This window comes from Bradyrhizobium sp. CCGB12, from assembly GCF_024199845.1.
In the GTDB taxonomy this organism is placed as follows: domain Bacteria; phylum Pseudomonadota; class Alphaproteobacteria; order Rhizobiales; family Xanthobacteraceae; genus Bradyrhizobium.
In genome coordinates this window covers 7,670,904-7,696,317 of the sequence record NZ_JANADO010000001.1, presented here as the reverse complement: position 1 = coordinate 7,696,317, position 25,414 = coordinate 7,670,904, and the positions used below count along the sequence as shown (strand labels likewise).

General features: G+C 64.7%; 22 protein-coding genes and 1 pseudogene. 10 read left to right on the top strand and 13 right to left on the bottom strand.

All coding sequences use genetic code 11. The features are described 5' to 3' along the window. Positions 1-112 precede the first annotated feature (112 nt). The 3 genes from NLM27_RS35220 to NLM27_RS35210 all read right to left on the bottom strand — a co-directional run bounded on the left by NLM27_RS35220 (position 113) and on the right by NLM27_RS35210 (position 5,521). Positions 113-364 carry a S4 domain-containing protein gene (locus tag NLM27_RS35220; RefSeq protein ID WP_309144808.1) on the bottom strand — a complete coding sequence of 84 codons (252 nt, stop codon included), beginning with the start codon at positions 362-364 and terminating at the stop codon, positions 113-115. Positions 365-389: 25 nt separating this feature from the next. After that, positions 390-3,827 (bottom strand): helicase-related protein, encoded by a 3,438-nt coding sequence (locus tag NLM27_RS35215; RefSeq protein ID WP_254147641.1) that lies wholly within the window; start codon positions 3,825-3,827, stop codon positions 390-392. 803 nt (positions 3,828-4,630) lie between these two features. Next, positions 4,631-5,521 carry a DUF3108 domain-containing protein gene (locus NLM27_RS35210; RefSeq protein WP_256570059.1) on the bottom strand — a complete coding sequence of 297 codons (891 nt, stop codon included), beginning with the start codon at positions 5,519-5,521 and terminating at the stop codon, positions 4,631-4,633. Between the two features lie 469 nt (positions 5,522-5,990). On the opposite strand from NLM27_RS35210, the gene rpmB reads away from it, so the two are divergent. After that, positions 5,991-6,302 (top strand): 50S ribosomal protein L28, encoded by a 312-nt coding sequence (gene rpmB, locus NLM27_RS35205; protein WP_254147639.1) that lies wholly within the window; start codon positions 5,991-5,993, stop codon positions 6,300-6,302. 208 nt (positions 6,303-6,510) lie between these two features. After that, a complete protein-coding gene (locus NLM27_RS35200; protein ID WP_254147638.1) occupies positions 6,511-7,236 on the top strand; it encodes a hypothetical protein in 726 nt (241 codons plus the stop codon). Between the two features lie 154 nt (positions 7,237-7,390). Here the strand turns inward: NLM27_RS35200 and NLM27_RS35195 are convergent, their stop codons facing one another. After that, the gene (locus NLM27_RS35195) at positions 7,391-8,227 is read right to left on the bottom strand and encodes a hypothetical protein (protein ID WP_254147637.1); all 837 of its coding nucleotides are present in this window, start codon (positions 8,225-8,227) and stop codon (positions 7,391-7,393) included. 766 nt (positions 8,228-8,993) lie between these two features. On the opposite strand from NLM27_RS35195, the gene NLM27_RS35190 reads away from it, so the two are divergent. Continuing rightward, entirely contained in the window at positions 8,994-9,506 is a 513-nt protein-coding gene (locus tag NLM27_RS35190) for a hypothetical protein (RefSeq protein WP_254147636.1), read from the top strand. Between the two features lie 51 nt (positions 9,507-9,557). Further along, positions 9,558-10,784, top strand: a pseudogene (ftsZ, locus tag NLM27_RS35185) (cell division protein FtsZ); the annotation flags it as partial. Between the two features lie 393 nt (positions 10,785-11,177). On the opposite strand, the gene NLM27_RS35180 reads toward ftsZ, so the two are convergent. Continuing rightward, complete coding sequence (locus NLM27_RS35180; protein ID WP_254147635.1) at positions 11,178-11,723, bottom strand: hypothetical protein; 546 nt, start codon at positions 11,721-11,723, stop codon at positions 11,178-11,180. A gap of 277 nt (positions 11,724-12,000) precedes the next feature. On the opposite strand from NLM27_RS35180, the gene NLM27_RS35175 reads away from it, so the two are divergent. From NLM27_RS35175 to NLM27_RS35165, 3 genes are all read left to right on the top strand, one after another. Beyond that, positions 12,001-13,320, top strand: a complete 1,320-nt coding sequence (locus tag NLM27_RS35175) for a DUF2235 domain-containing protein (protein WP_254147634.1) — start codon at positions 12,001-12,003, stop codon at positions 13,318-13,320. Positions 13,321-13,495: 175 nt separating this feature from the next. Further along, positions 13,496-13,924, top strand: a complete 429-nt coding sequence (locus NLM27_RS35170) for a hypothetical protein (protein ID WP_254147633.1) — start codon at positions 13,496-13,498, stop codon at positions 13,922-13,924. A gap of 256 nt (positions 13,925-14,180) precedes the next feature. Beyond that, positions 14,181-14,426 carry a PilZ domain-containing protein gene (locus NLM27_RS35165; RefSeq protein ID WP_254147632.1) on the top strand — a complete coding sequence of 82 codons (246 nt, stop codon included), beginning with the start codon at positions 14,181-14,183 and terminating at the stop codon, positions 14,424-14,426. Positions 14,427-14,468: 42 nt separating this feature from the next. Here the strand turns inward: NLM27_RS35165 and NLM27_RS35160 are convergent, their stop codons facing one another. The 6 genes from NLM27_RS35160 to cobS form a co-directional block, all read right to left on the bottom strand. Then, positions 14,469-14,876 (bottom strand): hypothetical protein, encoded by a 408-nt coding sequence (locus NLM27_RS35160; RefSeq protein ID WP_254147631.1) that lies wholly within the window; start codon positions 14,874-14,876, stop codon positions 14,469-14,471. 128 nt (positions 14,877-15,004) lie between these two features. Beyond that, on the bottom strand, positions 15,005-16,117 hold the full coding sequence (locus NLM27_RS35155; RefSeq protein WP_254147630.1) for an NADH:flavin oxidoreductase/NADH oxidase: 1,113 nt from the start codon (positions 16,115-16,117) through the stop codon (positions 15,005-15,007). A gap of 126 nt (positions 16,118-16,243) precedes the next feature. Beyond that, complete coding sequence (locus NLM27_RS35150; protein WP_254147629.1) at positions 16,244-17,383, bottom strand: esterase-like activity of phytase family protein; 1,140 nt, start codon at positions 17,381-17,383, stop codon at positions 16,244-16,246. After that, the gene (cobT, locus tag NLM27_RS35145) at positions 17,380-19,287 is read right to left on the bottom strand and encodes a cobaltochelatase subunit CobT (protein ID WP_254147628.1); all 1,908 of its coding nucleotides are present in this window, start codon (positions 19,285-19,287) and stop codon (positions 17,380-17,382) included. The genes NLM27_RS35150 and cobT overlap by 4 nt, the downstream gene beginning before the upstream one ends. Continuing rightward, positions 19,284-19,694 (bottom strand): GNAT family N-acetyltransferase, encoded by a 411-nt coding sequence (locus tag NLM27_RS35140; RefSeq protein ID WP_254147627.1) that lies wholly within the window; start codon positions 19,692-19,694, stop codon positions 19,284-19,286. Before NLM27_RS35140 ends, cobT begins: the two co-directional genes overlap by 4 nt. 16 nt (positions 19,695-19,710) lie before the next feature. After that, complete coding sequence (gene cobS, locus NLM27_RS35135; protein WP_028159559.1) at positions 19,711-20,709, bottom strand: cobaltochelatase subunit CobS; 999 nt, start codon at positions 20,707-20,709, stop codon at positions 19,711-19,713. Positions 20,710-21,007: 298 nt separating this feature from the next. On the opposite strand from cobS, the gene NLM27_RS35130 reads away from it, so the two are divergent. Beyond that, positions 21,008-21,667 carry a VTT domain-containing protein gene (locus NLM27_RS35130; RefSeq protein WP_254147626.1) on the top strand — a complete coding sequence of 220 codons (660 nt, stop codon included), beginning with the start codon at positions 21,008-21,010 and terminating at the stop codon, positions 21,665-21,667. Positions 21,668-21,817: 150 nt separating this feature from the next. Here the strand turns inward: NLM27_RS35130 and NLM27_RS35125 are convergent, their stop codons facing one another. After that, positions 21,818-23,035 (bottom strand): citrate synthase family protein, encoded by a 1,218-nt coding sequence (locus tag NLM27_RS35125; RefSeq protein ID WP_254147625.1) that lies wholly within the window; start codon positions 23,033-23,035, stop codon positions 21,818-21,820. A gap of 80 nt (positions 23,036-23,115) precedes the next feature. On the opposite strand from NLM27_RS35125, the gene NLM27_RS35120 reads away from it, so the two are divergent. Continuing rightward, positions 23,116-24,210 carry a citrate synthase/methylcitrate synthase gene (locus NLM27_RS35120; RefSeq protein ID WP_254147624.1) on the top strand — a complete coding sequence of 365 codons (1,095 nt, stop codon included), beginning with the start codon at positions 23,116-23,118 and terminating at the stop codon, positions 24,208-24,210. A 190-nt stretch (positions 24,211-24,400) separates the two neighbouring features. Here NLM27_RS35120 and NLM27_RS35115 read toward each other — a convergent pair whose 3' ends face one another. After that, positions 24,401-25,033, bottom strand: a complete 633-nt coding sequence (locus NLM27_RS35115) for a J domain-containing protein (protein WP_254147623.1) — start codon at positions 25,031-25,033, stop codon at positions 24,401-24,403. 106 nt (positions 25,034-25,139) lie between these two features. Between NLM27_RS35115 and NLM27_RS35110 the strand changes: the two genes are divergently transcribed. After that, the gene (locus NLM27_RS35110) at positions 25,140-25,409 is read left to right on the top strand and encodes a BolA family transcriptional regulator (RefSeq protein ID WP_254149008.1); all 270 of its coding nucleotides are present in this window, start codon (positions 25,140-25,142) and stop codon (positions 25,407-25,409) included. Positions 25,410-25,414 lie beyond the last annotated feature (5 nt).

Here is a 25,414-nt window from a genome sequence, read left to right as displayed (position 1 = left end):
TTTAGAAGTCGCGGCCTGCGTAGCGCGGATGGCCCGGCGCCGCAAGGTCGGCAACACCCGATCATGACACTTGTGTGCGTATGATCGGCCAAGAAATGAATACAAAGCGCAATTAATTGCGCATCCCGAGCTCCTCATAGAGCACACGGGCCGAGGCGGCATCGCCGCGGCGTTCTTTGAAGGCGGTGACTTTCAGCACGCGCACAGTGCGATCGAGCGCGATGGTGAGGACGTCGCCGACCTTGATCGCGTGCCCCGGCGATGTCTCGCGCACGCCGTTGACGCGAACATGGCCGGTGACAACCAGCTCAGCGGCGGAGGTGCGCGCCTTCACCACCCGCGCGTGCCACAGCCATTTGTCGATGCGCTGCCGCTCGGTCGCCGTGGGATCACTCCTTCCGGCCGGACAGCTGCTCTTTCAGCGCGGCGAGCTTGGCGAAGGGCGAGTTCGGATCGATCGGACGATCGCGCTCGCGCGGATTCGCGGTCGAGGCGTAGGGGCGATGCGAGGGACCGGATTCGCGGTCGCGGCGGTCGCGGCCCTTGTCGCGGTCGCGGCCACGGTTGTCGCGACCCTTGTCGCGATCGCCGCCGAACTTGCCCTTGTCGCGATCCCGTCCCTTGTTGTCGCGGTCCTTGCCTTCGAAGCGACGATTCTTGTCGTCGCGCCCTTCGGGACGCGGCGCGCCTTCACCACCGCCTTCGCGCGGCTTGCGGAAGTCTCGGCCGCCATCGCGACGATGACCGCCGCCGTGGCGATGGCGCTCACCGCGCTTCTCGCCGTCGGCGGACTGCGCGGCCTCGCCCTCAGCGGGCGCGGCGCCAGCCTCAGCACCGGCCTGCGGACGCTGATTGTGGTGACGCTGGTGGCGATGGCGCTCGTGGCGCGGTTTGCGATCCTCATGGCGGCCGCCGGGACGCCAGACCTCGACGAGCTCGGGCTCTGCGGGCGCGGCCGCAGCCTCGGAGGCGGCAGCCTCGGGCGCGGCAGCGTCGGGTGATGCAGCGGCTTCCGTTGCCGCGGTCTCGGCGGCAGCGGCTTCGAGGCCCGCGGGCTCCGTGGGCGCGGCGGTCTCTTCCGCCGGCGGCGCGATGCCGGGGGCGTCTTCGGGCGTGACGGGGGCTTCGGGCGAGGCTTCCAGCGCCGGCTCGGCCTGCGCTGGCTCGTCCTGCTGCTCCAGGCCGGGGGCGTCTTCGACGGTGACCGGTTCAGCGGCGGCCTCCGCGGATGTTTCCTCCGGCAGGCCGGCGACGGCCTCGGCAGCCGTCTCGGTCGAGATCTCCGCACTGCCCTCAACGGGCGGCGTCTCTGTCGCGACGGTCTCGGTCACGACCGTCTCGGTCACGACAGGCTTCTGCGGCAGCGGCGGACGCTTCTCCATGCGATAGCCGAGCGCGCGCAGCACCGACGCAAAGTCTTCGCCGGCGGAACCGGTGAGCGAGGTCATCGCCTGTGTCACCACGAAGCTGCGACCGTCGAACGCGCCGGCGGGCTTTTCGCCGGGCGAGTTCTCGCGCCAGGCCAGCGCCGGGCGGATCAGATCGGCAAGCCGCTCCAAAATGTCGACGCGCACGGCGCGCTCGCCGGCCTGCTTGTAGCCGAGCACGCGATAGGCATCGCGCGGCAGCTGCTTGTCGACCGGGAACGAGGTGCGGCCCGACGATGCCAGATGCTGCGCGCCCGAAAGCGAGGAGAGATCGACATTGTCCTGCTTCAGCGCCCAGAGCAGCGCGGCGAGCGCGCGCGCGGCGGGCTTGAGCAGGCCGGGGAAATAGATGTGATAGGCGCCGAAGCGGACGCCGTACTTGCGCAAGACTGCGCGCGAGGGCTGGTCGAGATCCTTCAGCTCGTTCGCGATCTTGGGACGCTCGAGCACGCCGAGCGCCTCGACCAGCTGATAGGCGATGCCGCGGGCGATGCCGGTGACATCCTCGGCCTTGCTGAGCTCGAACATCGGCCCGAGCAGCTTTTCGATATGCGTCTTGAGCCAGAGGTCGAGCCGCGCCTGCACTTTTTCACGCGGCGCTCCGGTCAGCCTCTCATCCGAGATGATGCGGATGCGCGGATGCAGCGCCTCCTCTGCGGCGGACAGCCGCGCCACGGCATCGCCGGTCCAGCGGATGGTGCCTTCCGAGGTCAGCACGAACTGATCGTCCGGCGCATTGCCGAGCTTTTCGGCGCGCGCGTTGATCTCGCCGGCGAGCACCGCTTGCGCTGCAGCCTGCAAGGCTTTCGCATCGGAGCCGGCTTCCGCCGCGTCCGGTGCAAAGGTGAAGCCGTCGAGGCGGCCGATGACATGGCCTTCGACGATGACTTCGCCGGTCTTGCCGATTTCAGTATTCAAGCTCGTGTTCTCCCGCAGGCGGCGCATCAATACACTGGTACGGCGATCAACGAAACGCTCAGTCAAGCGTTCATGGAGCGCATCTGATAATTTATTTTCGACCTCCCGCGCGATCCCCTGCCAGCGTTCGGGGTCTTTCAGCCAGTCCGGGCGGTTGGCGACGAAGGTCCAGGTGCGAATCTGCGCGATCCGGGCCGACAGCGTGTCGATATCGCCGTCGATGCGGTCGGCCTGGTCGACCTGGGCGGCAAACCAGGAATCGGGAATGCATCCCTTCTGCATCAGGAAGCCGTAGAGCGTGGTGACGAGCTCGGCATGGGCGGCCGGCGACAGTTTTCGGTAATCGGGGACCTGACAGGCCTCCCACAGCCGTTCCACCGCCGCCTTGCCGTGCGCGACATCGCGCACCTCGCCGTCGCGGGCGGCGTGATCGAGCACGCGCATGTCCTCGGCAACAGGCGCGCGCGTCAGCGCCTCGTGGCCCGGGGCCAGGTTCAAGGACACCTGGAGCGCGCCGAGCGAGGAGAAATCCAGCTTCGTGTTGCGCCATTGCAGCACCTTCACGGGATCGAAGGTGTGGTTCTGCAGCGCGTTGACGAGCTCAGGCTCGAACGGCGCGCAGCGGCCCGTGGTGCCGAAGGTGCCGTTGCGCGTGGCGCGGCCCGCGCGGCCCGCGATCTGCGCGAATTCGGCCGGCGTGAGCCGGCGGAACTGGTAGCCGTCGAATTTGCGGTCGGAGGCGAAGGCGACGTGGTCGACGTCGAGATTGAGGCCCATGCCGACGGCGTCGGTGGCGACGAGATAATCGACGTCGCCGTTCTGGAACATCGCCACTTGTGCGTTTCTGGTGCGCGGCGACAGCGAGCCCAGAACAACAGCAGCGCCGCCGTGCTGGCGGCGGATCAGCTCGGCGATGGCGTAGACCTCGTCGGCGGAGAAGGCGACGATGGCGGTGCGGCGCGGCTGGCGCGTGATCTTGCGGTCGCCGGCAAATTCGAGCTGCGACAGGCGCGGCCGCGTGATCATGGACACGCCCGGCAAGAGGCGCTCGATGATCGGGCGCATGGTGGCGGCACCCAGCAGCAGCGTCTCGTCGCGGCCGCGGCGGTTGAGGATGCGGTCGGTGAAGACGTGGCCGCGCTCGAGGTCGGAGGCGATCTGGACCTCGTCGACGGCGAGGAAGGAGACGTCGAGGTCACGCGGCATCGCCTCGACGGTCGAAACCCAATAGCGCGGGTTCTTCGGCTTGATCTTCTCCTCGCCGGTCACAAGCGCGACGCTCTCTGGCCCCGCGCGATCGGCGATCTTGTTGTAGACCTCGCGCGCGAGCAGGCGCAGCGGCAGACCGATCATGCCGGAGGGATGCGCCAGCATCCGCTCGATGGCGAGATGGGTCTTGCCGGTGTTGGTCGGCCCGAGCACCGCGGTGACGCCAGCGCCGGGCGCGCGCTCGGAAGCGAAGGGGGAGGGAGAGAAGGCCATGTCTGGGGGATTAGGTAGTGGCGATTTGGGCGAATGTCAGTGCCGTTTTGGGGCGATGGCGCGAAGCGCTTGGAAGTCACCTCGCCCCGCTTGCGGGGAGAGGTCGGCGCGAAGCGCCGGGTGAGGGGGCTCTCCGCGGGCACAACCATCACCGAATTCGTGGAAGCAGCCCCTCACCCCACCCTCTCCCCGTAAGAACGGGGCGAGGGAGAAGAGAGAGCCCCCCAAACTTCGCGCAACTGTCTCACTTTGCGACGCTTTTTCCGTTGGTCTTAAGCTTCGGAACGACTCTAGAACGAATCGCGGCCGAATCGCTGACTCCCCCTGGAGTCCCGTTCCGTTCACGCAACATGTCGCGGGACTCGTCTTGGTTGCGCACTAGATGGAGTTTGGCGCGGCCGTACAAGCGACGATTTGAGGACGGGTTTCTTAAAGCTGGGGATGGCTTCGAGTCGAATCAGAATCGGGGAGGAGTCAAATGGATTCAGGGATGGCCGGCCCATCACAACAAAAAGTGCCAAAACAACCCCATGCACAGTAGGTAAGTTATTGAAATAATTTGACTTTTATTCAGCCGAATCGCCACCCGTCATTCCGGCGCGCGACACAACCCTTCCGTCATCCTGAGGTGCGAGCCATGCGACGCGCACGCGTCGCGTGGGGAGCCTCGAAGGATGGACGGCCCGGATGCGGCCGCGCGCAGAAATTCCCTGCGGGGACAGCCGGGCTGTCGCCCTTCGAGGGCCGCTGAAGAAGCGGCCGCCTCAGGGTGACGGTTAGGATGGGGCGCGCGCGGCAAAAGCCTACTGCGTCTTCGCCACCCTTGGCGGCTGGGCGGAGGTGATGAAGCTGGTCGCTTCCAGCATGGCCGGCCCCAAGGGCGTCGGCACTTTCAGCCAGAACGGGACCAGGATGCGGGTGCCCGCAACAGGCGCGAAGGCGATCTCGATGTTGCGCTGGGCGGCGAGGTATTTGATCACGGGGCGATCGGGGATGTAGCCGGCGACGGGGACGAAATAGAGCGAGCAGACCACGACCGGGCCGCGATAGCCCTTCTCGGCCTTGACGGTCTCCATGCGCTTGAAATCGAGCTTGAGGTCGTAGCGCATGCGGCCGTCGAACACCGGCGCCGAGCTGTGGCAGGCGTCGGGCGACACGGGGTCGCCGGTGCCTGGCACGCGCAGCAGCGAGGCCGTCATGGGGTCCCAGACGCCGCGGCGATGCGCGTCAGTGACGACGATGCGATCGGGATCGACCGGCGGCTCCGGCACGATGCCGAACTCCTTCACATTGCCCTTGTCGAGGGTGATGTGGATCTCTTCGGTCTTCTTCGAGGTGGTGGTGGTGGCCCGGTAGCCGGTCGCAACCAGCGCGCCGTTGACGATGCGCCCCTGGCTCGCGCCGGTGCCGGACCCGCCCGTGAACGACTTGAGGATGCCCGTGGTGCCGCCGGAGGCCGCGGCCGCGAACACGTCGTCCTGGATGTCGATGTTCCAGGCGCCGCGGCCGACGGGAATGCCCGCGAGCGAGGCCTCATATTGCGCCTCGAGCTTGCCCTGCGCCGCCACGGGATCCGCGCCCCACGCCACGACGAGCCCGCACAGGGCCGCGAAGGCCAGCTGGCCGGCAGAGCGCCGCCGGGGCGAAACGAGGGACGAGATGGGCACGAAGCTTTCCAATCGGGGCGCCAACATAAGTTACTTAAGCCGAAATCGGCGGCAGGCAATGCGTCGGAGCGCGCGTGCGCGGAACTCCACCGGATTCTTCCGGGGCGATTACGCCCTTTATGTGATGGTAAGGCGTTCCGATCATTGCCGTTTTCGTGATTGGGGCGAGCCCCGGGCTCCCATACCTCTCCCGCTTGCAGGAGAGGTCGCGCAAAGCGCGGGTGAGGGCTCTCTCCCCTAGGGGACTCCCCCTGGAAGCACCGCCGGTGATAATGACTGCCCCACTGCGGAGGCACCCTCTCCCCGACCCTCTCCCGCAAGCGGGAGAGGGTGCGCACCACCGCCGCGGCGGGCACGAAACTCGCCTCAAATCCTTGACTACCCGCCCCTTCCCCCCTATACGTCCGCCCGCTCCCTGCAAGGACAGAGAATTTGCCCCCGTGGCGCCCCGAATGGCGGCCGCAAATCGTTGGGGTCCAGGATAAGGATTTTTGCCATGTCTCGCCGCTGCGAACTGACGGCCAAGGGCCCCCTCGTCGGCCACAAGGTCAGCCACTCCAACATCAAGACCAAGCGTCGCTTCCTGCCGAACCTCGTCAACGTGACGTTCATCTCGGAAGCCCTGGAGCGCAACGTGCGCCTGCGCGTCTCCACCAACGCGGTGAAGAGCGTCGACCACAATGGCGGCCTCGATGCCTTCCTGCTCAAGGCCAGCGCCGACGTCCTGTCGCCGCGCGCCCTCGAGCTGAAGCGCGCCATCCAGAAGAAGGTCGGCCCGACGACCGCGCCGGCGAAGAAGGCGAGCTAAGAATTTTTCGGAATTGGGCGGGGGCTAGGTTGCGTCGCGTGGCGTAGGCTTAGCCAGTAGAGTTGCGTTTGCGGCCGGATCGGAAGATCCGGCCGTTTTTGTTTTTGCGACATTCTTTTCGCTCGTAGACGTCGGATGTTGACATTCTACTAAATAGTGTGATGCGGTTCAGTCGCCACTTTAGCTTGTAGATACTTAGAAGATTCACATGGGAGCTCTTTCAGCTAGCGGTGTTGAATTCGTTCAACACTATGCGCCGTTGCACTATTTGCCATTCATTGCTCGCTCGCGAGCGATTTTGAGCAAACCTTCGTTGGACGCTGCCGGCTTTAAGTCGACACATCTTCGATCCATGTCTCGCCGCCAAGACGTCGCGCGGGGCTTTGGGTCATACGTACACATGACTCTCGATCCGCAACCTCGCATTTTGAAGGCCAAGCTGGGTGCCGGATTCCCTCACATCGCGCTGCGCGTTCCAGTTGCGGCAATAGAAGCGAATGCCTTCAGCCTTTGCCGATTCAACGTCGCTATGACGAGAAATCTCAGACGCGGCAAAAAGCGAGGCGTCCTCGAATCGAAAACTAATGGGCGCTACTATTTAGGTCATCAAATCCCGGTCGCTCGAACCGATGAGGATAAGATGTCCATGCTCGCAAAGCATTTGCCGCTGTGCACAATGATAGAAGTTCTCATTCACGGCGATCTGAAACTTCCTGATAAGACAATTGCTCTGTGTTACTCGGACGATGACCTAAAGATCGCTCGTACCGTGCTCACTCAATTGCAGGTCCCCTGGACAATTGAGCGAGCGGCTCCTCCGGGAGAATACCCACGCAGCGCAATTCACGGCAGTTCAGTCGACGACTTCATCGCGAGCGCGATGCGAGACTCGCAGTGGCGCGGCAACGGACTTGAATTTGATCGATTGCGTTAGAGAGCCTTCCGCAAAGAGCAAGGATTGCAAGACAAAGAAACTATCTCTTTATCGCGCGACGCCACTTGACGCTTTGAGCGAACGTACATTGAAGCCATGAAGATCAAAGCGAACAACCAAGCCAACGTCGGCTAAGCAGATGGCGCGATAGTTTTTACGATGGCGGAAGCGCCTCTAATTCTTCCTTGCCGTGGTATCCTATCACTCGGTAGGAGACGACTTTCCCAGACGACCGCGAAATCACAACGTCCACAAAGTAAATCGCTTGGTAGGGGTTATCTTCATCTCCAATCATTTGCTTTTTAAGATGGCTCATCTCGTCGGTAAAGAAAACGGCGTGCGGCTTCTCGTCTATCTCCTCGATTAAAGCGCGATCCGGAGTCGTCTTTGCAGCAGACTTGACAGAATCCCGGTCCAGTCGCTTCCACACCATGGGGACGCGCTGCAAAACCTCCGCCTTGGGGTTCTGCAACAGAGCCTTTTCATGCGCTGCGGCTTCAAGAATCGACGAGGCCTCCTGCGCTGTGATCGTCAACAGTTGGACCGTCACCGGTCCATTGATCACATTGAAAGTCTGCGATCCGCCGTGGCTTGCGATGGGCTTAACGATGCTTGTTGCGTCGTCGCAATCTCTTACAGAGATATTATCGCCTGCCGTCGCTTCCCTTTTCTTTGAGAAGAGGTCGATCAGCGACTTTAGGTGTTTGCCGAACTTCTCGATCAGCTCAAGCTTGTCGATCAAAGGCGCCAATAGAGGGCCGGCCATCGCAACCGTGGAAACCAAATCGGGCACCAGGTTGATATCAATACTGCCCGGCTTCACGGCCGAGACCAGAAGCCGAGCCTCCGAATTCTTTGTGGCTAGCTCGTTCTCGACGGCATAGGCCTGATATTGGCGCGCAATAGCCGCCAGCGCTCCGGTAAGCTCTGAAATTTCAATTGGCTCGTCCGGCTCCAAATGGAGCTGAAGACTCGGCTCAGCAACCGCCATCTACCCACCCCCAACCCCTACGACCTCATTGAAGCGCGAGACCTGCTCTTTGGCTATCGGAAAGGTTGAATTAGCTTAATCACTCGCCGGATTTTTCTTAGCCTTCTTTGCGAGCCTCGCGGCCGGCTGATTCGGCTTCATCTTGAGATGCGCTTCAAGACATCGTCGCGGGACGCGCTGTCCTGATCTTGCTGCTTCTTGTCAAGATGCGACCAGCGCTTGGGGAAAAGCGGGATTGCCCACGGGACTCGTCGTCCCGGCGTGGACTCCGCCACCCGGGCACGCCACCATGCAGCCTGCGATTCGGCACCAATCGATTCGCAACGTGGAGGGGAGCCGGTCGACTTGGCGGAAGACCCGGCTCTCCCCACTGGCGATCCCTGACCTAGGGGACCATTTGAGCAGGGACCGTCCGGTTTCCACCCCGGGCGGTCTTTGTGCATTCAGCAGGCCCCGAATCGCGCCCGGTAGCCCTACCGAATTTCTTGTACACACTACGCACAGTAGGATTCTTCCTACAAGACACTTGAGGACACACAGTCATCAAACAACGGGGACAAAACCAACGCGCAGGCCTGTCACGCGATCCACAAGTACCGGGCAACAAATCCCGAGCCGAAGAACCCCGTCATCTGCCGTGACCGCATCCGTAAACAACCCCCCTCGCCCGTTAACCGTCCATTAACCAACGCAGCCTAGCCTGCGGTAATCGTCCAGCCATCATTAGCTCGAAATGCCGTCCCGGTTCGCTCCAGGAGAAGCGCCGATGTGCGTTGAGTTGTTGACGTATGCGGATCTCAGTGCCCGGCTAAAAATCTCGCGCGAGGCCGCGCGGGCGCTGGCGAGGCGTCGCGGTTTGCCGCGCTCGCGCTCGGCCGACGGCAAGGCCGTGGTGAGCATCGATCTCGCCGAGCTCCGCTACACGCCCCGCCCGCGACGCGCCCGCCGGGCAGACCCCATCGATGCCTCCCTGGCCAGGATCGAGGCCGTCAAGACCGACGTCTTCAAGGCGGAGATCGCGCGGCTCGAGGAAGTCGCGACCGCCTACAGGGCGGTGTTCGAGCGCGAGCGAGAGCGGGCCGATCGCCTGGCCGCCGAGCTGATGCAGGCGGCCGCCGAGGCGACGGCCGCCAATGCGTGGGCGGCACGACTGGAAGACGAAGTGACGGCGCTGCGGACCGATCGCCGCCCTGGCGGCTCGATCGCGGGACACGCCGCGCGTCGATTGGGACATCTGGCCGCTTCCATCGTGCAAGCAGACCGCGCGGCCCGCAGGTAGCACTCGAGACTTACTCCATCCCCGGCTTGCCGGACCAATCGCGAGGGAAAAATGGCAGGCAATACCGATATCCACGAAATGAAGGCCCGCATCGTCGTGTTCGGCGTCGGCGGCGCCGGCGGCAACGCGGTCAACAACATGATCACGGCCGGGCTGCAAGGGGTCGAGTTCGTCGTCGCCAACACCGACGCACAGGCGCTGGCGATGTCGAAGGCGACGCGCCTGATCCAGCTCGGCACCAAGGTGACCGCAGGCCTCGGCGCCGGCTCGCAGCCTGAACTCGGACGCGCCGCGGCCGAGGAAGCCATCGATACGATCCGCGAACATCTGACCGGCGCGCACATGGTGTTCGTGACGGCGGGCATGGGCGGCGGCACCGGCACCGGGGCGGCCCCCGTCGTCGCCCGGGCCGCGCGCGAGCTCGGCATCCTCACCATCGGCGTCGTCACCAAGCCGTTCTACTTCGAGGGCCAGCGCCGCATGCGCTTTGCCGAAGCCGGCATCGAGGAGCTGCTGAAGACGGTCGACACCCTCCTGATCATCCCGAACCAGAACCTGTTCCGGGTGGCCAGCGCGAAGACCACCTTTGCCGATGCCTTTGCCCTGGCCGACCAGGTGCTTTATTCGGGCGTTGCCTGCATCAGCGACCTCATCGTCAAGGAAGGCCTGATCAATCTCGATTTTGCCGACGTCCTCTCCGTCATGAAGGAGAAGGGCAAGGCCATGATGGGACGGGGCGAGGCGTCCGGCGAGAAGCGCGTGCTCGCGGCTGCCGTCGCCGCGATTTCCAATCCGTTGATCGAGAACCCCTCGATCAAGCGCGCCAGCGGCCTCATCATCTCCATCACCGGCGGCAAGGATCTCATGCTGTACGAGGTCGACGAAGCCGCGACCCGGATTCGCGACGAGGCCGATCCCGACGCCAACATCATCGTCGGCGCGTCGTTCGACGAAAGCCTCGAAGGCATCGTCCGCGTCTCCGTGGTGGCGACCGGGATCGACAATGTCGACCCGGCGCTTCAGGCCCAGCCGGTGGAAACCGCCCTCACGCAGCTCGCCGGCCGGCTGCGCAATGACAGCCGCCGCATCGCCGACCGCATCGAGCGCAGTGTGCCGCCGCCGCAAACGGAAAGCCCGCCGCTCCGCTCCGAGGCCCTCCAGCCCGCGGGGCAACCGGCAAGGCCGATCTATGCGCGGCCTGTGACCGATCGGCCGCTCGATCCCTACGGCCGCTCCGTTCCGCGCAACATGGCCGACGAAGACCTGCTCGATATCCCCGCCTTCCTGCGCCGCTCGGCGAGCTGAGCGGTCGCGAGCGTAACAACAGGTCGTCATCCCGGGGCGCGCGTGAGCGCGAACTATGATGCGCAATTGCGCATCTGAGGATCCATCGGGCCGCAGTGACTGTTGAGGAATGGATTCCGGGCTCGCGCCAAGAGGGCGCGCCCCGGAATGACGGAGCAAAAACAACAGCGTTCCAATGCCGGACATTGGACGGCCTGAGCGCGCGCCTCGTCCTTCGAGACGACCGCTTCCAGCGGTCTCCTCAGGATGAGGCTAATCGGCATCTGTGCCCGTTGAAACCAGTGCCACGCACTTCGTCCTCATCCTGAGGGCCCGCCATAGGCGGGCGTCTCGAAGGATGCGTCGCAAGGACGGCACCTGCCAGCTTCACGCGGCCGTGCTGCGCGGGCTCTCCGCTGCTTCCTTTTTCTCCGTCTCCTTGTCGCGAGACAGCCATGCGGGGAAGCGAAGCATGCGATCGTTGGCTTCTTTTGGCGGCTCGATCGGCGGTTCAAGGGCCGGGCTCGGAAGGTTCAGCACGGCGTGTCCGACCCGCACCGCATCCGCGCGCTGATCCAGTTCGCGCAACAGGGGACCGAGCACGGTATCGATCTCGGTCGCCACCGACACCAGGAAACTGTTGAGGTCGCGCGCCTCGGGCACGACGGCCGCAGCCGATTCGACCGCCTTGGAGAGACCATCGACGACAGGCGCAAACGCGCCGGCGGCTTGCCTGATTCGCGTCTTGATCGCTTCGATTTCGCTCAGGACACGATCGCGCTCCCGCCTGCTCTTCTCCTCCGAGAGGCGGGCTTCGATTTCGGCGATCTGCGCCGCCAGCGTCGTGGCTTCGGATGCGAGTGCATCGCGTCGTAGGCGTGCGCGATCGAGATCGCGGCTGAGATTGTCCACTAAATCGTCCTTCCCGAACATGGCTTTGCTCCGTAGGACAGCCGTGACGCTAACCGCCAGCCCGTTCAGCGAACGAAAGGCCGGATCGGCCGAAACAGGCATGAATTTCGGTCGCATCACATGGGCCGACATGGTGCCCCCCAGTCGTTCACATTAGGCGACGACATGGTTAACAGGTGGTTAATGTCAACAGATGATGCGCAAATGAGGCACCTTGCCGCCGAAGCCGACATCGTCTCCTCGCTGCCGTCGCGTTCCGCTATACTCGCCCCGGTAGCATCACCCGGAGGCGCACCCCGTGGAGCACGACGGCCAGCACGATCGCAAACCCGAGCCGAAAAACCTCGTCATCTGCTGTGACGGCACCGGCAACGAGATCTCGGAAAACATCTCCAACGTCCTCAAGCTGTATCGCTGCCTGCGCAAGACGGACAAGACACAGCCGCGGCAGATGGTGTTTTACGATCCCGGGGTCGGCACGGTGACGGAGCCGACGACGTGGCACCGAATCAAGGCCAATATCAACCTGGTGCTGGGGCTCGCCACCGGCTACGGGTTGGACGCCAACGTGCTCAGTGCCTATTGCTTCCTGGTCGAGCATTACGCGCCCGGCGACAAGATCTATCTGTTCGGTTTTTCGCGCGGTGCTTACACGGTTCGCGTGCTGGCGGGGCTGATCCATAAAATCGGCCTGATCTCGCCGGAGCAGGCGAACCTCGCAGGCTCGGGCCTCGTCGCCTACAAGCAATATTCCGGCACCGGGCGCGGCAACGATGTCGAGGACCTCAAGGACGTCGCCGTCGACGACCAGGGGCCACTGCCGAAGGACGAATTCGACCTTGCCGCGCAGTTCGCGCGCATCACCTCGACGCGATGGCCGACCATCCATTTCATCGGCGTGTGGGACACGGTGGCGAGCGTGATCGTGCCGCGGCGCGACAATTTCTTCTACCTGTTCAGCCTGGAGGAGCTCGCCTTCACGCTGCGCAACCCGAGCGTCAAGATTTTCCGGCAGGCGATCGCGATCGACGAGCGGCGCTGCATGTTCCGCCTCAAGCAGTACCGGGAGCCGCAGGATTATTGGAGCAACCGCTACGTGCCCGACGAGAAGAAGGTGCCGCAGGACATTTTGCAGGTGTGGTTCGCCGGCGTGCACAGCGACGTTGGCGGCGGCTATCCTGAAGCCGAGAGCGGGGAATCAAAATATCCGCTGATCTGGATGATCGCGGAGGCGGAGAAGGCCGGGCTGAACTTCAACCCGGCGACGGTGAAGCAGCTCGCCTGGGGCATCCAGCGCAAGAACTCGCCGTTTAGGTACGTCGAGCCGGCCTACACCGGCAAGACGGGCATGCTGCACGATTCCATGACGGCGGCCTGGCGCTTGCTGGAATATCTGCCGAAGCGCGCGAAGTACCGGGAGTGGCCGACGCGAAAAGTCTATTTCGGCTTCTACATTCCCGATTGCGAGCCGCGCGTCATTCCCGAAGGCGCGCATGTGCATGAGAGCGTGCTCAAGCGCATGGCGGTGGAGCCCGACTATCGGCCGGTGAACCTGCCGAAGGACTATGTGACGGTGCCGATGCCGGTAGGGCCGCAGCATGCGGAGGCGGCGGCGTGAGAGGAGCCGGGACGGCGGCTGAGGTTGCCGGCGCCTGCCGCGACAACATGTCCCGCCGAATCCCGCCGCTACCGCAGAGATTGTGAATTGGATCATGTGCATCCGCTTCACCCGCTCCTATCCTCTCTTGGGCGGGACCTCCATCAGCGAGGTCTCGATCAAGGAGATTTTTCAAATGTCTTCATTTCATGCTGCACATATTCGCGCTGCGCTGTTTGCCACCGCCGGCCTTGCGGCCGCCTCGCTGTGGCCTGCAACCGTCGAGGCCGCCAATGACAAGCACTACGGGGTGGTCTGCCTGAGGAACGACACCAGGGCCAACATCACCTACATGCGGAAGGTCGGCGAAGGCGACTGGCAAACCCGCTTCCTGGAGCCGGGCGGTGCATGGAAGATCGCGCATCGCTACGACCGTTCCAACGAGAACTCGTCGCCGAAGGTTCACGTCAAATACGACGCCGACGCCACGGGACGGAAGTTCACGCAGTTCAAGGGTCTCGAGCGCCGCGCCGCCGTCGGCGACACCTGCCGGGAGGCCAACGTCTATGCCTTCCAGTACGAGGCGAGCAATCGCAGCTTCATCTCGCTCGAACGCGTGCGATAGCGCATCGCGGGGGCAGCGAGCGTCATTGCGAGCGAAAGCGAGGCAATCCAGAAATGCATCCGGGGAGACCGTCTGGATTGCTTCGTCGCAAGAGCTCCTCGCAGTGACACGCCGCACCCCGCTACCGGCGCTTTCTTCATTCGCAGTGACTTTTCATTAAAATTCTCGGCCGCGCCTTAGCTGGATCGAATCATCTGCGTTCCATCATCGCCTTCGAGCTCACCGCGCCGTTCGCGGAATTGGAGGAGATGTGCCAATGTATCCGCGTAAATATGCCCGCGTAAAACCCGCAGGCCTGGTGTCGCGCCAGGCCAAGATCATCACCGACCCGCGCGCGCCCGTCATCAACTGCACGCTGATCGACTATTCGCCCGGCGGCGCCTGTGTCGATCTCGGCGGGCAGGTGAGCATTCCCGATCGGTTCGAGCTCCTGCACGTCAACACCAGGAAGCGCTGCCGCATCGCCTGGAAGCGCGGCACGCGAGTGGGCGTGGTGTTTTAGGGGGCTGCCGGCTCACCCCTCCAGTGGAGGGCAAGAGCCACCCTACTTCCGCATCCGCGCCTTCGCACCCGCGACGATCTGCATCGCAACGCCGGCGATCCAGCCGAGCAATGCCAGCCAGGTCCAGCCGACGTCCGGGTCGAGGCGGAGCACGATGACGGCAACCGAGGCGAGCGCGGCGAGCGTAGCGCAGAGCGTGCCGGCCGAGCTGAGGAATTCCGCGGCATCGATGTCGCTATGCGCCTCGTCGAAGGGCAGCTGCGGCGTGTCGATGCCGAGATAGAAGCCGATGCAGCCGAGCAGCATCATCGCCAGCAGGAACCCTTGCGTGGTGAGGTGCGATATCGCCGAGCCGACATAGGCGCCGACGAACAGCCCGCACGCCGCCCCCGCCATCGCAAGGCCCACGCGCTCGAACACGTGGGCGGTCTTCCGAACACCAAAACGCATGGCGGCCTCCGCGATGCCTTGAGGGACGGAGGTTAGGCCAGTTTTGCGAGGGGTGGAAGGTGAGGAGAGTTACGGATACGTGAGGGGCTGACTCCCTCTCCCCCCGCAAGCGGGGAGAGGCGACGAACTCACCGCGCGCCGAACGTGGTCTTGCCGAACAGCGCCTTCTGCGTCGAGGGCTGCGAGCGCCAATATTGCGGCGGCGCTTCGACTTCGCCGCCGAGTTCGGCGGCGGCGTGCCAGCCCCACCGGGGGTCGTAGAGCAAGCTGCGGCCGAGCGCGACCATGTCGGCCTTGCCGGATGCCACGATCTCTTCGGCGTGTTTTGCTTCGGTGATCAGGCCGACGGCGATGGTGGCAAGTCCGGTCTCGCGCTTGATGGCCTCCGCAAACTGCACCTGATAGCCGGGGCCGAGCGGAATCTTCTGCAACGGCGAGACGCCGCCGGAGGAAGCATCGATCCAGTCGACGCCGCGCGCCTTCAATGCTTTCGCGAATTCGACGGTCTGCGCGAGGTCCCAGCCGCCCTCGACCCAGTCGGTCGACGACACCCGGATGCCGACCGGCTTGTCGTGCGGGAAGACCGCGCGCACCGCGTCGTAGATCTCCAGCGGAAAGCGCATGCGGTTCTCGAGCGAACCGCCATATTCGTCGGTGCGCTTGTTGGAGATCGGCGAGAGGAACTGATGCATGAGATAACCGTGCGCGCCGTGCAGCTCGATGGCGTCGATGCCGAGGCGCGCGGCGCGCTTCGCGCTGTCGACGAAGGCCTCGCGGATGCGCTTGAGGCCAGCGGCATCGAGCGCCAGCGGCGCGGCCTCGCCCTCCTTGTGCGGCACCGCCGACGGTGCGACCGTCTGCCAGCCGCCGTGCTCGACCGGGATCAGCTGGCCACCGTCCCAGGGCCGCGCGCTCGAAGCCTTGCGCCCGGCGTGAGCAAGCTGCATCGCGATCGCGGTGGACGAATGCTTGCGCACCGAATGGAGGATCGGCTTCAAGGCGGCCTCGCAGGCATCGCTGTAGAGCCCGAGGCAGCCCGGCGTGATGCGGCCGATCGCCTCGACATGCGTCGCCTCGATGCAGAACATCGCCGCACCCGACAGGCTGAGATTGTTGATGTGGGTGAAGTGCCAGTCGGTGGCGACGCCGTCATCGGCCGAATACTGGCACATCGGCGACACGACGAGGCGGTTCTTCAATGTCAGGCCGCGCAGCTTGATCGGGGAAAACAGGGCGCTCATGCGAGGAGTTCCGGAGAATGGAGGGCGATGAAGGGAGTGTAGTGAGGGAAACGCGGATTGCTAGGCGCGCCCCGGGTATGGCGGGTAGCGGTGGTATGCATTGCGCTGCGGGTTTGGCGTCGCCCCCTACTCCACCAACGCAAATTGCAGCAGCAATGTCCGCTGCAGCATCGAGAAATTGTCGTCGGAGATGAGGGTCAGCACGGTCTCGCCCTCGGCCGTGACGTGGGCGTCGATGCCTTCCATGTTGTCGATCTCGTGGCCGAGATCGGCGGCGAACAGCGTGAGGCCATCGACCAGCGCGCCCGGCGCGATCGACTTGAGCGGAATCGCGCGGATGCGGATGTTCACGCCGGTGAACCAGGAGAATTTGCGTTCGAGGATGAGGAGATCGCCCGAGGGCAGCAGCACGGCGTCGCTGATGTCGTAGTTTTCGGAGCGGCGCACGCTGAACTGACCCGGCGTCGGGCCGCCGATCAGGAACGCAAGCAGGTTGCCGTCGGCATCGAGCCCGCGCTCGGAGAAGGCGATCAGCGTGCCCGCGAGCGCCTGAGCCTGACCCTGACCCTGGCTCTGACCTTGGCCCTGCCCCTGGCTTTTGGGCACGACCACCATCGCCTCCAGCCCCTTGTTGTAGGGCAGCTTGCGCACGGCAGGTGGGATGGCGATCACCTCGCCGCGGGCGCGGGTGCCGCCCTTGGCGAAATCATAGCGCAGGATCTGGTTGACGCGCTCGAGCCCGACATAGACGAAATTGCCGTCGCGCGCGAGCGACTCGCTGTCGTACCAGAGCCGCTTCTCCGTGATCGGCCGCCCGTCCGCGGCCAGCAGCGGCGCGGCCTCGACGTCAGCGAGCCCGGTCATCTCGCGGCCGGAATAGCGGATGGTGCCGGTGAACCAGCCGCCCTGGTCGGAGACCGCCAGGAAGCGCTCGCCCTTGCCGTCGAGAAAGCGGATGCCGGACAGGCCGCCAAAACCGCGATAGGGCGAGGTCAGCACTAGGCCGCTGCGAAAATCCAGCGAGCCGAAGCGCGTGCGCGAACGGTCGCGCGGCTCGAAGTTCGCAATCCTACGCGCGTTGACCTCGACGCTCACAGGCGCTGAGACGGCGTGCTCGAGCTGGAGCGGACGCGGCGGCGGCTCGGTCGCGGGCTGCAACTGTGCCTGCGCCTGCGCCAATCGAGGTATCGCGAGAGTAGAAAATCCCGCCGCGGCGTGGCCAAGAAAGCTGCCAACGAAGCTGCGGCGGGATTGATGCGTGCTCACGAATGCAATTTGCGTCGCGGGCGACCGGCCGGCTGGGTGGGCGCCGTGTTGGTCTCGCTGAACAACTCGGCGAGCTTCTCGGTGATGGCGCCCCCGAGTTCTTCGGCGTCCACGATCGTCACCGCGCGGCGGTAGTAGCGCGTCACGTCATGGCCGATGCCGATCGCGATCAGCTCGACCGGCGAGCGGGTCTCGATCTCCTCGATGATGTGGCGCAGGTGCCGCTCGAGATAGTTGCCGGGATTGACCGACAGCGTTGAATCGTCGACCGGCGCGCCGTCCGAGATCATCATCAGGATCTTGCGCTGCTCGGGCCGGCCGAGCAGGCGCTTGTGCGCCCAGTCCAGCGCCTCGCCGTCGATGTTCTCCTTCAGCAGACCCTCGCGCATCATCAGCCCGAGATTTTTCCGCGCACGGCGCCACGGGGCATCCGCCGATTTGTAGATGATGTGGCGGAGATCGTTGAGGCGGCCAGGATTGGCCGGCTTGCCGGCGGCAAGCCACGCCTCGCGCGATTGACCGCCCTTCCAGGCGCGCGTGGTGAAGCCGAGAATCTCGACCTTGACGCCGCAACGCTCCAGCGTGCGCGCGAGGATGTCGGCGCAGGTCGCGGCCACCGTGATCGGGCGGCCGCGCATCGAGCCGGAATTGTCGAGCAGCAGCGTCACCACGGTGTCGCGGAACGTCGCCTCCTTCTCGTGCATGAAGGACAACGGGTGATAGGGATCGGTGACGACGCGCGACAGCCGCGCGGGGTCGAGGATGCCCTCTTCGAGATCGAACTCCCAGGCGCGGTTCTGCTGCGCCATCAGGCGGCGCTGCAGCCGGTTGGCGAGGCGGGCAACGATGCCCTGCAGATGCGCGAGCTGCTTGTCGAGATAGGCCCGCAGGCGCTCCAGCTCGTCATGGTCGCAGAGATCCTCGGCGGAGATGACCTCGTCGAATTTCGGCGCAAACGCGTGGTATTCCGGACCGCGCGGCTCGTTCTTGCCGTGTGAATTCGGCCGCGTCGCCTCGCCCGGCGTCTCGTCGTCACCGAGCTCGCCGTCGTCGAAGCTGTCGGAGGTCGAGGCCTGCGCGCTTTCCATCGCGCTCTCGCTCATTTCTTCCGAGGAAGCCTGGGCCTGGTCGGCGCTCATCTCCTGGGCGGCATCGGAATCCGGCGAGCCCTCGGCGCCGGACTGATCGTTGTCGCCGTCCTGGTTCTCGTCGTTCTCGTCATTGTCCTCGGTGTCGGCGTTGCGCTCGTCACCGAGCTCGAGCGCGGTCAGGAGGTCGTGCACGGCGTCGCCAAACCTGGTCTGGTCCTCGACCACGCCGTCGAGCCGGTCGAGCCGCCGGCCGATCTTGTCTTCGAGAATGGGACGCCAGAGGTCGACCATCTTCTTCGCGGCCGCCGGCGGCGCCATGCCGGTCAGGCGCTCGCGCACCAGCATCGCCAGCGCGTCGGCCAGCGGCGCATCGGCGCGGTCGGTGATCTCGTCGAACTTGCCGCGATGGAAATGGTCGTCGAGCATCGCGGTGAGGTTCTTGGCAACGCCAGCCATGCGACGCGCGCCGATCGCCTCGACCCGCGCCTGCTCCACCGCCTCGAACACGCCGCGCGCCTGCGGATTGCCGGGCATCAGCTTGCGATGCACTTTCGGATCGTGACAGGCGAGCTTGAGCGCAATGGAATCGGCGTGGCCGCGAACGATCGCCGCGTCACGCTTGGTCATTTTTCGCGCGGGCTCGGGCAGCCGCGCCTTGCCGGGCGCAAGACCGGGTCGCTCGGCGGCGAAGGAAACCTCGAGCTCGGGTGTCTTGGCGATCGCCTTGAGACAGGAGGCCACCGAACGCTTGAACGGCTCGGTCGGCGCTTCCTTGGTGCTACGGAATTTGGAGTTGGATGATGATGTGCTCATAGCGACTTCGTAAACGAATGGCGCGTCACGCCGCCGGGATAACCCTTGAGGGTGCCGAATTCCTCGTACCCGCAGGAACGATAGAAGCCCGGCGCCTGGAAACTCATCGTGTCGACATGGACCTGGATCGCGCCCTGCCGCCTTGCCTCGTCCTCGATCGCCGCGATCAGCTTCGTGCCAAAACCCTTGCCGCGCTGCTTCTGGTCGATCCAGAAATACTGGATGAACAGAACAGTGGCCCAGAGATGCCCGACGATACCGCCGACGATCTTGCGGCCGTCCTTCAACGAGACCGCGACGCTCTTGACCCTCTGCTTCCCGAACTGCTCGTCGTTATAGGCGCCGAGCCCGGCGAGCACAGCCTTCTTGGTGGTCCCAATGGTGCGCTCGACGGTGATGGTTGGCATTGTCAGGTCATCTGGCCTAGCTGAGTGCCACGTTGACCGCCGATTCCGGCAGCTCCGCGTTGAAGCAGCGCTGATAGAACTCGGCGACCAGGGGACGCTCGAGCTCGTCGCATTTATTGAGGAAGGTGACGCGGAAAGCGAAGCCGATATCGCCGAAGATGTCGGAGTTTTCCGCCCAGGTGATCACCGTGCGCGGGCTCATCACGGTCGACAGATCGCCATTGGCGAAGGCATTGCGGGTGAGATCGGCAAGGCGCACCATCTTGTTGACGATGTCGCGGCCTTCCTGGGTGCGATAGTGCTTGGCCTTGGCCAGCACGATCTCCACTTCCTCGTCGTGGCTGAGATAGTTCAGCGTGGTGACGATCGACCAGCGGTCCATCTGGCCCTGGTTGATCTGCTGGGTGCCATGATAGAGGCCCGAGGTGTCGCCGAGGCCGACGGTGTTGGCGGTCGAGAACAGGCGGAACGCCGGGTGCGGCTTGATTACCTTGTTCTGGTCCAAGAGCGTCAGGCGTCCCGAGACTTCCAGCACGCGTTGGATCACGAACATCACGTCCGGGCGGCCGGCGTCGTATTCGTCGAACACCAGCGCGACGTTGTTCTGGAGCGCCCAGGGAAGGATGCCGTCGCGGAATTCGGTGACCTGCTTGCCGTCGCGGACCACGATCGAGTCCTTGCCGACGAGGTCGATACGGCTGATATGGCTGTCGAGGTTGACGCGCACGCAGGGCCAGTTCAGGCGCGCGGCGACCTGCTCGATATGGGTGGATTTGCCGGTGCCGTGATAGCCGGTCACCATCACGCGGCGGTTGCGGGCAAAGCCGGCGAGAATGGCGAGCGTGGTGGCGCGGTCGAAGCGGTAGTCGGAATCGACTTCGGGCACGTGAGGATCGACTTCGGAATAGGCGGGCACTTCGAGATCGCTGTCGATCCCGAACACCTGGCGCACCGACACCTTCATGTCGGGCAGACCGGAAACTTCCTCAACTTTGGACATCGCGGCGGTCGTCATCAATCCTCCGAGGTCCCGGGCGGTCCCGAAACCAGTTTATTCGCACGTTGGCTGCGGCTGGGTGCTGAAACTCAACCTATCAGAGACAAGTGGCCGGCAGAAGCCCGCGCCTCAATCAAAGTTCCCTTGTCTTTTCATTTAGATAGGCAAGGAGCGCAGTTTTTGGAGGGCTGCCTTGCGAATCACGCTCGATTTTCGGGCGAATGGCGCCTCTGCCTGCACGGATGGCACTGTTGCCGCATGTGCTTAACTATGTAGGGTCTGAACTCCAGTGCTCCAGCCCCGCCATAGAGACGACGTGACGTCTTTCCTCGATCCCCTCATCTCCTTCGTCGCGGCCCATGCGTGGCTGGCTTACCTCACCCTGTTCCTGGCGGCGCTGCTGGAAGCCGTTCCGGTGGTGGGGTCGGTGATCCCCGGCTCGACCATCATCCTGGCGCTGAGCGCGCTGGTTCCGGGCGGCGAGCTGAAGCTGCAATGGGTGCTGCTGGCGGCGGCAGCAGGCGCGGTGCTCGGTGACGGATCGGCCTATTGGATCGGGCATCGGCGGCAGCGCGAGATCCTCAACACCTGGCCACTGACCAGTTATCCGCGCGTGGTCGCCGAGAGCGAAACCTTCTTCAACCGCTTCGGCACCTGGGCCGTGTTCTTCGCCCGCTTCGTGCCGCCGATCCGCGCCTTCGTGCCTGTTACCGCCGGCGCGCTCGGCATGGCGCCACTGAAATTCTTCGCGGTGAACATCCCGGCGATCCTGGCCTGGGCGCCGGCGCATGTGTTGCCGGGCGTGCTGGCGGTGTCGGCCTTCCACCAATATTTCGGGCTGCCGCAGCATGGCCATCCGTTCAAACACATCTGGATTTTGACCGTGGTGGCTGTTGCGATCATCGGCGGCCTTGGCCTCTGGTACTATCGCCGGCGGCAGAACGGCGGCGCCGCGACGGCCAAGCCGCGGGCTTGATTAGTTCTGTCGCCTGACGCGATGGAGGTGCGCTCCCTCCCCCGCTTGCGGGGGAGGGTCGGGGAGAGGGTTCTTCCGCAATCGAGAACCCCAAGAGGAAAGAGCCCTCACCCGCGCCTTCGGCGCGACCTCTCCCGCAAGCGGGAGAGGTTAAGAACCGCCCACCCTCTTCCCCGGCGCCGGCCCGACATACCGCGCCCGCGGCCTGATCAGCTTGCCGAACTGCAATTGCTCGCTGGCATGCGCGATCCAGCCGACGCTGCGGGCCATCGCGAACAGGGCAAGCTCGCTGCCGGCGGGCAGGCGCAGGGCGTGCACGAGCACGGCCAGCGCGTAATCGATGTTGACGAACTCGCCGGTCGCCTCCGCGATCCGCTCCGGCACCTCGCGGGTGAACTTTCGCGGTGCGCCGGCACGCGACAAAGCATTCAGCAGCGATTGCGCGCGCGGATCGCCGCGCTTGTAGACGCCATGGCCGAAGCCGGCAAAACGCTCGCCGAGCGCGACGCGCTCGCGCACCATCGGCTCGACGTCGCGATCGATCAGCGTTTTCACGAGCTGCGAGGCCAGCACGCCAGCGCCGCCATGCTTGGGGCCTTTCAGCGCCGCGAGGCCGGCGATCACGGAGTCGTAGAGGTTGAGGCCGGTCGAGGCCGCGCAGCGCGCGGTGAAGGTCGACGCGTTCAGCTCATGGTCGGCGAGCAGCACCAGCGCGCGGCGGATCAGATCGGGCGCATGCTTGTTGTCCGCCGCCCACGCCCCGGCAACCTGCCGATGCAGCGGCTCGGCCGACGGCTCGGCATTGAGCATGGTCGCGACTAGCAGGCGGACGATGCGCGCGCCGACCATGGCGCGGCCATCGGGCGCGCGGGTGAAGGCACGCGGATCGGCGCTCGCGGCCAGCGCAAGCACGGCAATGGCGCGATCGATCGGTGCGGCCCGGCGCGCGGCCTCCGCAATTGTGCGCATTTCCCCGGAGAGAAGAGGCAGGTTGTCGTGATCGAACGGATCGACGCCGGACACATCCCACAACAGCGTCGCGGTGTGCTCCAGCGTGTCGTTTTCGGCGAGATCGACGCAATTGACGCCGCGATAGATCGCGCCCTCCTCGGTGATGGTCGAGATCTCCGTATCCATCACCGGCAGGTCGGCGTCGAAACTGCGCAGCCCCCGCGGCTCCGGCGACGGCACCCGCCGCTCCTTGAGCGCGCGGACGTCCTCGGCGCGGTAGCGGTTTTTCCGCGAGTCCTGCGTCGGCTCGGAGCGGATCAGGCCGCGGCTGACATAGGCGTAGAGCGTAGCCGGCGAGATCGCGAGCTCGGCAGCGGCCTCCCGGGCGGAGAGATAGAGCTCGCTGGAATTTTTCATATTGATTTATGTAATCAAGATTGATCAATCTGTCGAGAGGCCCGACCTTTCGCTGGTGCAGTACAAAGGAGATTTGGGCCATGAACATCCACCTCACCAAAAGCCAGATCGGGCTGGACGGCGTTCCCGCGGCGGAGACCGTGCTGAGCCATGTCGATGGCGAGCGCGGCGAGTTGATCATCGCCGGCGAGCATGTCGGCAGCCTCGCCGCCAAATCGAGCTTCGAGGGCGTCACCGCCCGACTCTGGAACGGCGCCAGCAAGACCGCTCTCACCGAAGCCAATGTGCGGGCGAGTCTGGGCGCGGCGCGCGAGCGCGCCTTCGCGCGGCTGCCGGAGCTTTTGCCGGCGACGCTCGGGATGGGGATCATCGACGGGTTTCGCGCGGCGGTCGCGGGCCTGCGCGCGGAGAACGGGCTGGAGCATGCGGCGACGATCGTCGGCGCGTTTCCGGTGATCGCAGGCGCACTGGTCCGGCACGCCACGGGGCTTGATCCGGTCGCGCCCGATCCGAACGTAAGCCATGCCGCCGATACGCTGCGCATGCTGCACGGGCGCTCGCCCGCATCGCGCGAGGTCACGGCGCTGGACGCCTATCTCGTCACCGCCAGCGACCACGGCATGAACGCCTCGACCTTCACCGCACGCGTGGTGGCTTCGACCCAAGCCGATCTGTTCGCGGCCGTCACCGCCGGCTATTGCGCGCTCACAGGTCCGCTGCATGGCGGCGCGCCGGAGCCGGTGCTCGAAATGCTCGACGCGATCGGCTCGCGCGAGCGCATAAAGCCCTGGGTGGATGCGGCGCTGGCGCGCGGCGAGCGGATGATGGGCTTTGGTCACCGCGTCTATCGCGTCCGCGACCCCCGCGCCGACGTGCTCAAGACCGCGGTCGAGGCGCTGGCGTCCAACGGCACCGACCTGCCCTTTGCCGGTGAGGTCGAAGCCTATATCCGCAGCGCGCTGCGCAAGAAGAACCCGGACCGGCCGCTGGAGACGAATGTCGAATTCTTCACCGCGATCCTGCTCGATGCCCTCGCGATTCCAAGGCAGGCCTTCACGCCGATCTTCGCGGTGGCCCGCGCCGCAGGCTGGACCGCGCATGCGCGCGAGCAGCAGCGGACGGGACGGCTGATTAGGCCGAGTTCGACGTATGTCGGGGCGATGCCGGAGGGGTGAAGCAGTAGCCCGGATGGAGCGGCGTGTTTTCCCTCTCCCCTTGCGGGAGAGGGTGGCTCGTCGCGCAGCGGCGAGACGGGTGAGGGGTCTCCATCCTCACTATCAGTCTAACGCGTGGAGAGAACCCCTCATCCGGCGCTTCGCGCCACCTTCTCCCGCAAGGGGAGAAGGAAGAGGAGAGCAGAAGGCCCTACGCCTCGCGCACCACTGTCTTCAGATAATTATAAGCCTTGATGATCTCGATCAGGCGGTCTTCGGTCGAGCGGTCGCCGCCATTGGCGTCGGGGTGGTGCTGCTTCACCAGCGCCTTGTACTTGCTCTTGACGTCGGCGAGCGTGGCGTCGGGGCCGAGGCCCATGACCTGGAGCGCCTTGCGCTCGGCATTCATCACCTTGCGGGTCTCGGCCTTCGGCTGGGCTTCGGGCCCGCGGCGCCAGTTGGCGCGGCCGTTGATCTCACTGAACATGCTGAACGGATCGGACGCCATATCGATCTCGGCTTCCGCGCCCTTCTTGCCGCCATTGGCGCCCATCTTCCAGGTCGGGCGGTGGCCGGTCAGCGCATCCTTCTGGTAGCGCGCGACCGCGTCGGCATTCATGCCGGAGAAGAAATTGTAGTTCTGGTTGTACTCGCGCACGTGGTCCAGGCAGAAGTGCCAGTACTCGCGCTGGTTCTCGCGACCCTTCGGCGCACGGTGCGCGCCCTTGTTCTGACACCCGGCCCACTCGCAAGCGACCACGGTATCGCGCGGCTTCACTTCCGGCTGCTTGCCCCGCGGCTTGACGCGGATGGAGTCGAAGAATTTTGATGAATCGATCGGCATGGCTGACTTTGACTACGCAATGCAAAAACCTTCAAGTCTTGACATTGCAATTAGCCGAGAACCCGGCAATTAACGGAGCTTGATCGCGCACCTTAATGGCACACACATGGCTATCAGAGACACTATCCGCAACAAGTTGCAGGAAGCTTTCACGCCGGAAAACCTGCAAGTCGTCGACGAGTCACATTTGCATGAGGGCCACGCCGGCCATCGGCCGAGCGGCGAGACGCACTTCCGTGTTTATATCGTGTCTGCCGCCTTCAAAGGGAAGAGCCGGGTCGACCGCCATCGCATGATAAATTCGGCGCTGGCCGCGGAACTCTCCGGCGGGGTGCACGCGCTCGCGATCCACGCGCAGGCGCCGGGGGAAGGTTGATCTCG

What these genes read in the sequence shown, in the direction of transcription:
- NLM27_RS35215 (WP_254147641.1), bottom strand. Translation starts at nt 3,827, where the DNA reads ATGGCCTTCTCTCCCTCCCCCTTCGCTTCCGAGCGCGCGCCCGGCGCT.
- NLM27_RS35210 (WP_256570059.1), bottom strand. Translation starts at nt 5,521, where the DNA reads ATGTTGGCGCCCCGATTGGAAAGCTTCGTGCCCATCTCGTCCCTCGTT.
- rpmB (WP_254147639.1), top strand. Translation starts at nt 5,991, where the DNA reads ATGTCTCGCCGCTGCGAACTGACGGCCAAGGGCCCCCTCGTCGGCCAC.
- NLM27_RS35200 (WP_254147638.1), top strand. Translation starts at nt 6,511, where the DNA reads ATGGGAGCTCTTTCAGCTAGCGGTGTTGAATTCGTTCAACACTATGCG.
- NLM27_RS35195 (WP_254147637.1), bottom strand. Translation starts at nt 8,227, where the DNA reads ATGGCGGTTGCTGAGCCGAGTCTTCAGCTCCATTTGGAGCCGGACGAG.
- NLM27_RS35190 (WP_254147636.1), top strand. Translation starts at nt 8,994, where the DNA reads ATGTGCGTTGAGTTGTTGACGTATGCGGATCTCAGTGCCCGGCTAAAA.
- NLM27_RS35180 (WP_254147635.1), bottom strand. Translation starts at nt 11,723, where the DNA reads ATGTTCGGGAAGGACGATTTAGTGGACAATCTCAGCCGCGATCTCGAT.
- NLM27_RS35170 (WP_254147633.1), top strand. Translation starts at nt 13,496, where the DNA reads ATGTCTTCATTTCATGCTGCACATATTCGCGCTGCGCTGTTTGCCACC.
- NLM27_RS35165 (WP_254147632.1), top strand. Translation starts at nt 14,181, where the DNA reads ATGTATCCGCGTAAATATGCCCGCGTAAAACCCGCAGGCCTGGTGTCG.
- NLM27_RS35160 (WP_254147631.1), bottom strand. Translation starts at nt 14,876, where the DNA reads ATGCGTTTTGGTGTTCGGAAGACCGCCCACGTGTTCGAGCGCGTGGGC.
- NLM27_RS35155 (WP_254147630.1), bottom strand. Translation starts at nt 16,117, where the DNA reads ATGAGCGCCCTGTTTTCCCCGATCAAGCTGCGCGGCCTGACATTGAAG.
- cobT (WP_254147628.1), bottom strand. Translation starts at nt 19,287, where the DNA reads ATGAGCACATCATCATCCAACTCCAAATTCCGTAGCACCAAGGAAGCG.
- NLM27_RS35140 (WP_254147627.1), bottom strand. Translation starts at nt 19,694, where the DNA reads ATGCCAACCATCACCGTCGAGCGCACCATTGGGACCACCAAGAAGGCT.
- cobS (WP_028159559.1), bottom strand. Translation starts at nt 20,709, where the DNA reads ATGACGACCGCCGCGATGTCCAAAGTTGAGGAAGTTTCCGGTCTGCCC.
- NLM27_RS35125 (WP_254147625.1), bottom strand. Translation starts at nt 23,035, where the DNA reads ATGAAAAATTCCAGCGAGCTCTATCTCTCCGCCCGGGAGGCCGCTGCC.
- NLM27_RS35120 (WP_254147624.1), top strand. Translation starts at nt 23,116, where the DNA reads ATGAACATCCACCTCACCAAAAGCCAGATCGGGCTGGACGGCGTTCCC.
- NLM27_RS35115 (WP_254147623.1), bottom strand. Translation starts at nt 25,033, where the DNA reads ATGCCGATCGATTCATCAAAATTCTTCGACTCCATCCGCGTCAAGCCG.
- NLM27_RS35110 (WP_254149008.1), top strand. Translation starts at nt 25,140, where the DNA reads ATGGCTATCAGAGACACTATCCGCAACAAGTTGCAGGAAGCTTTCACG.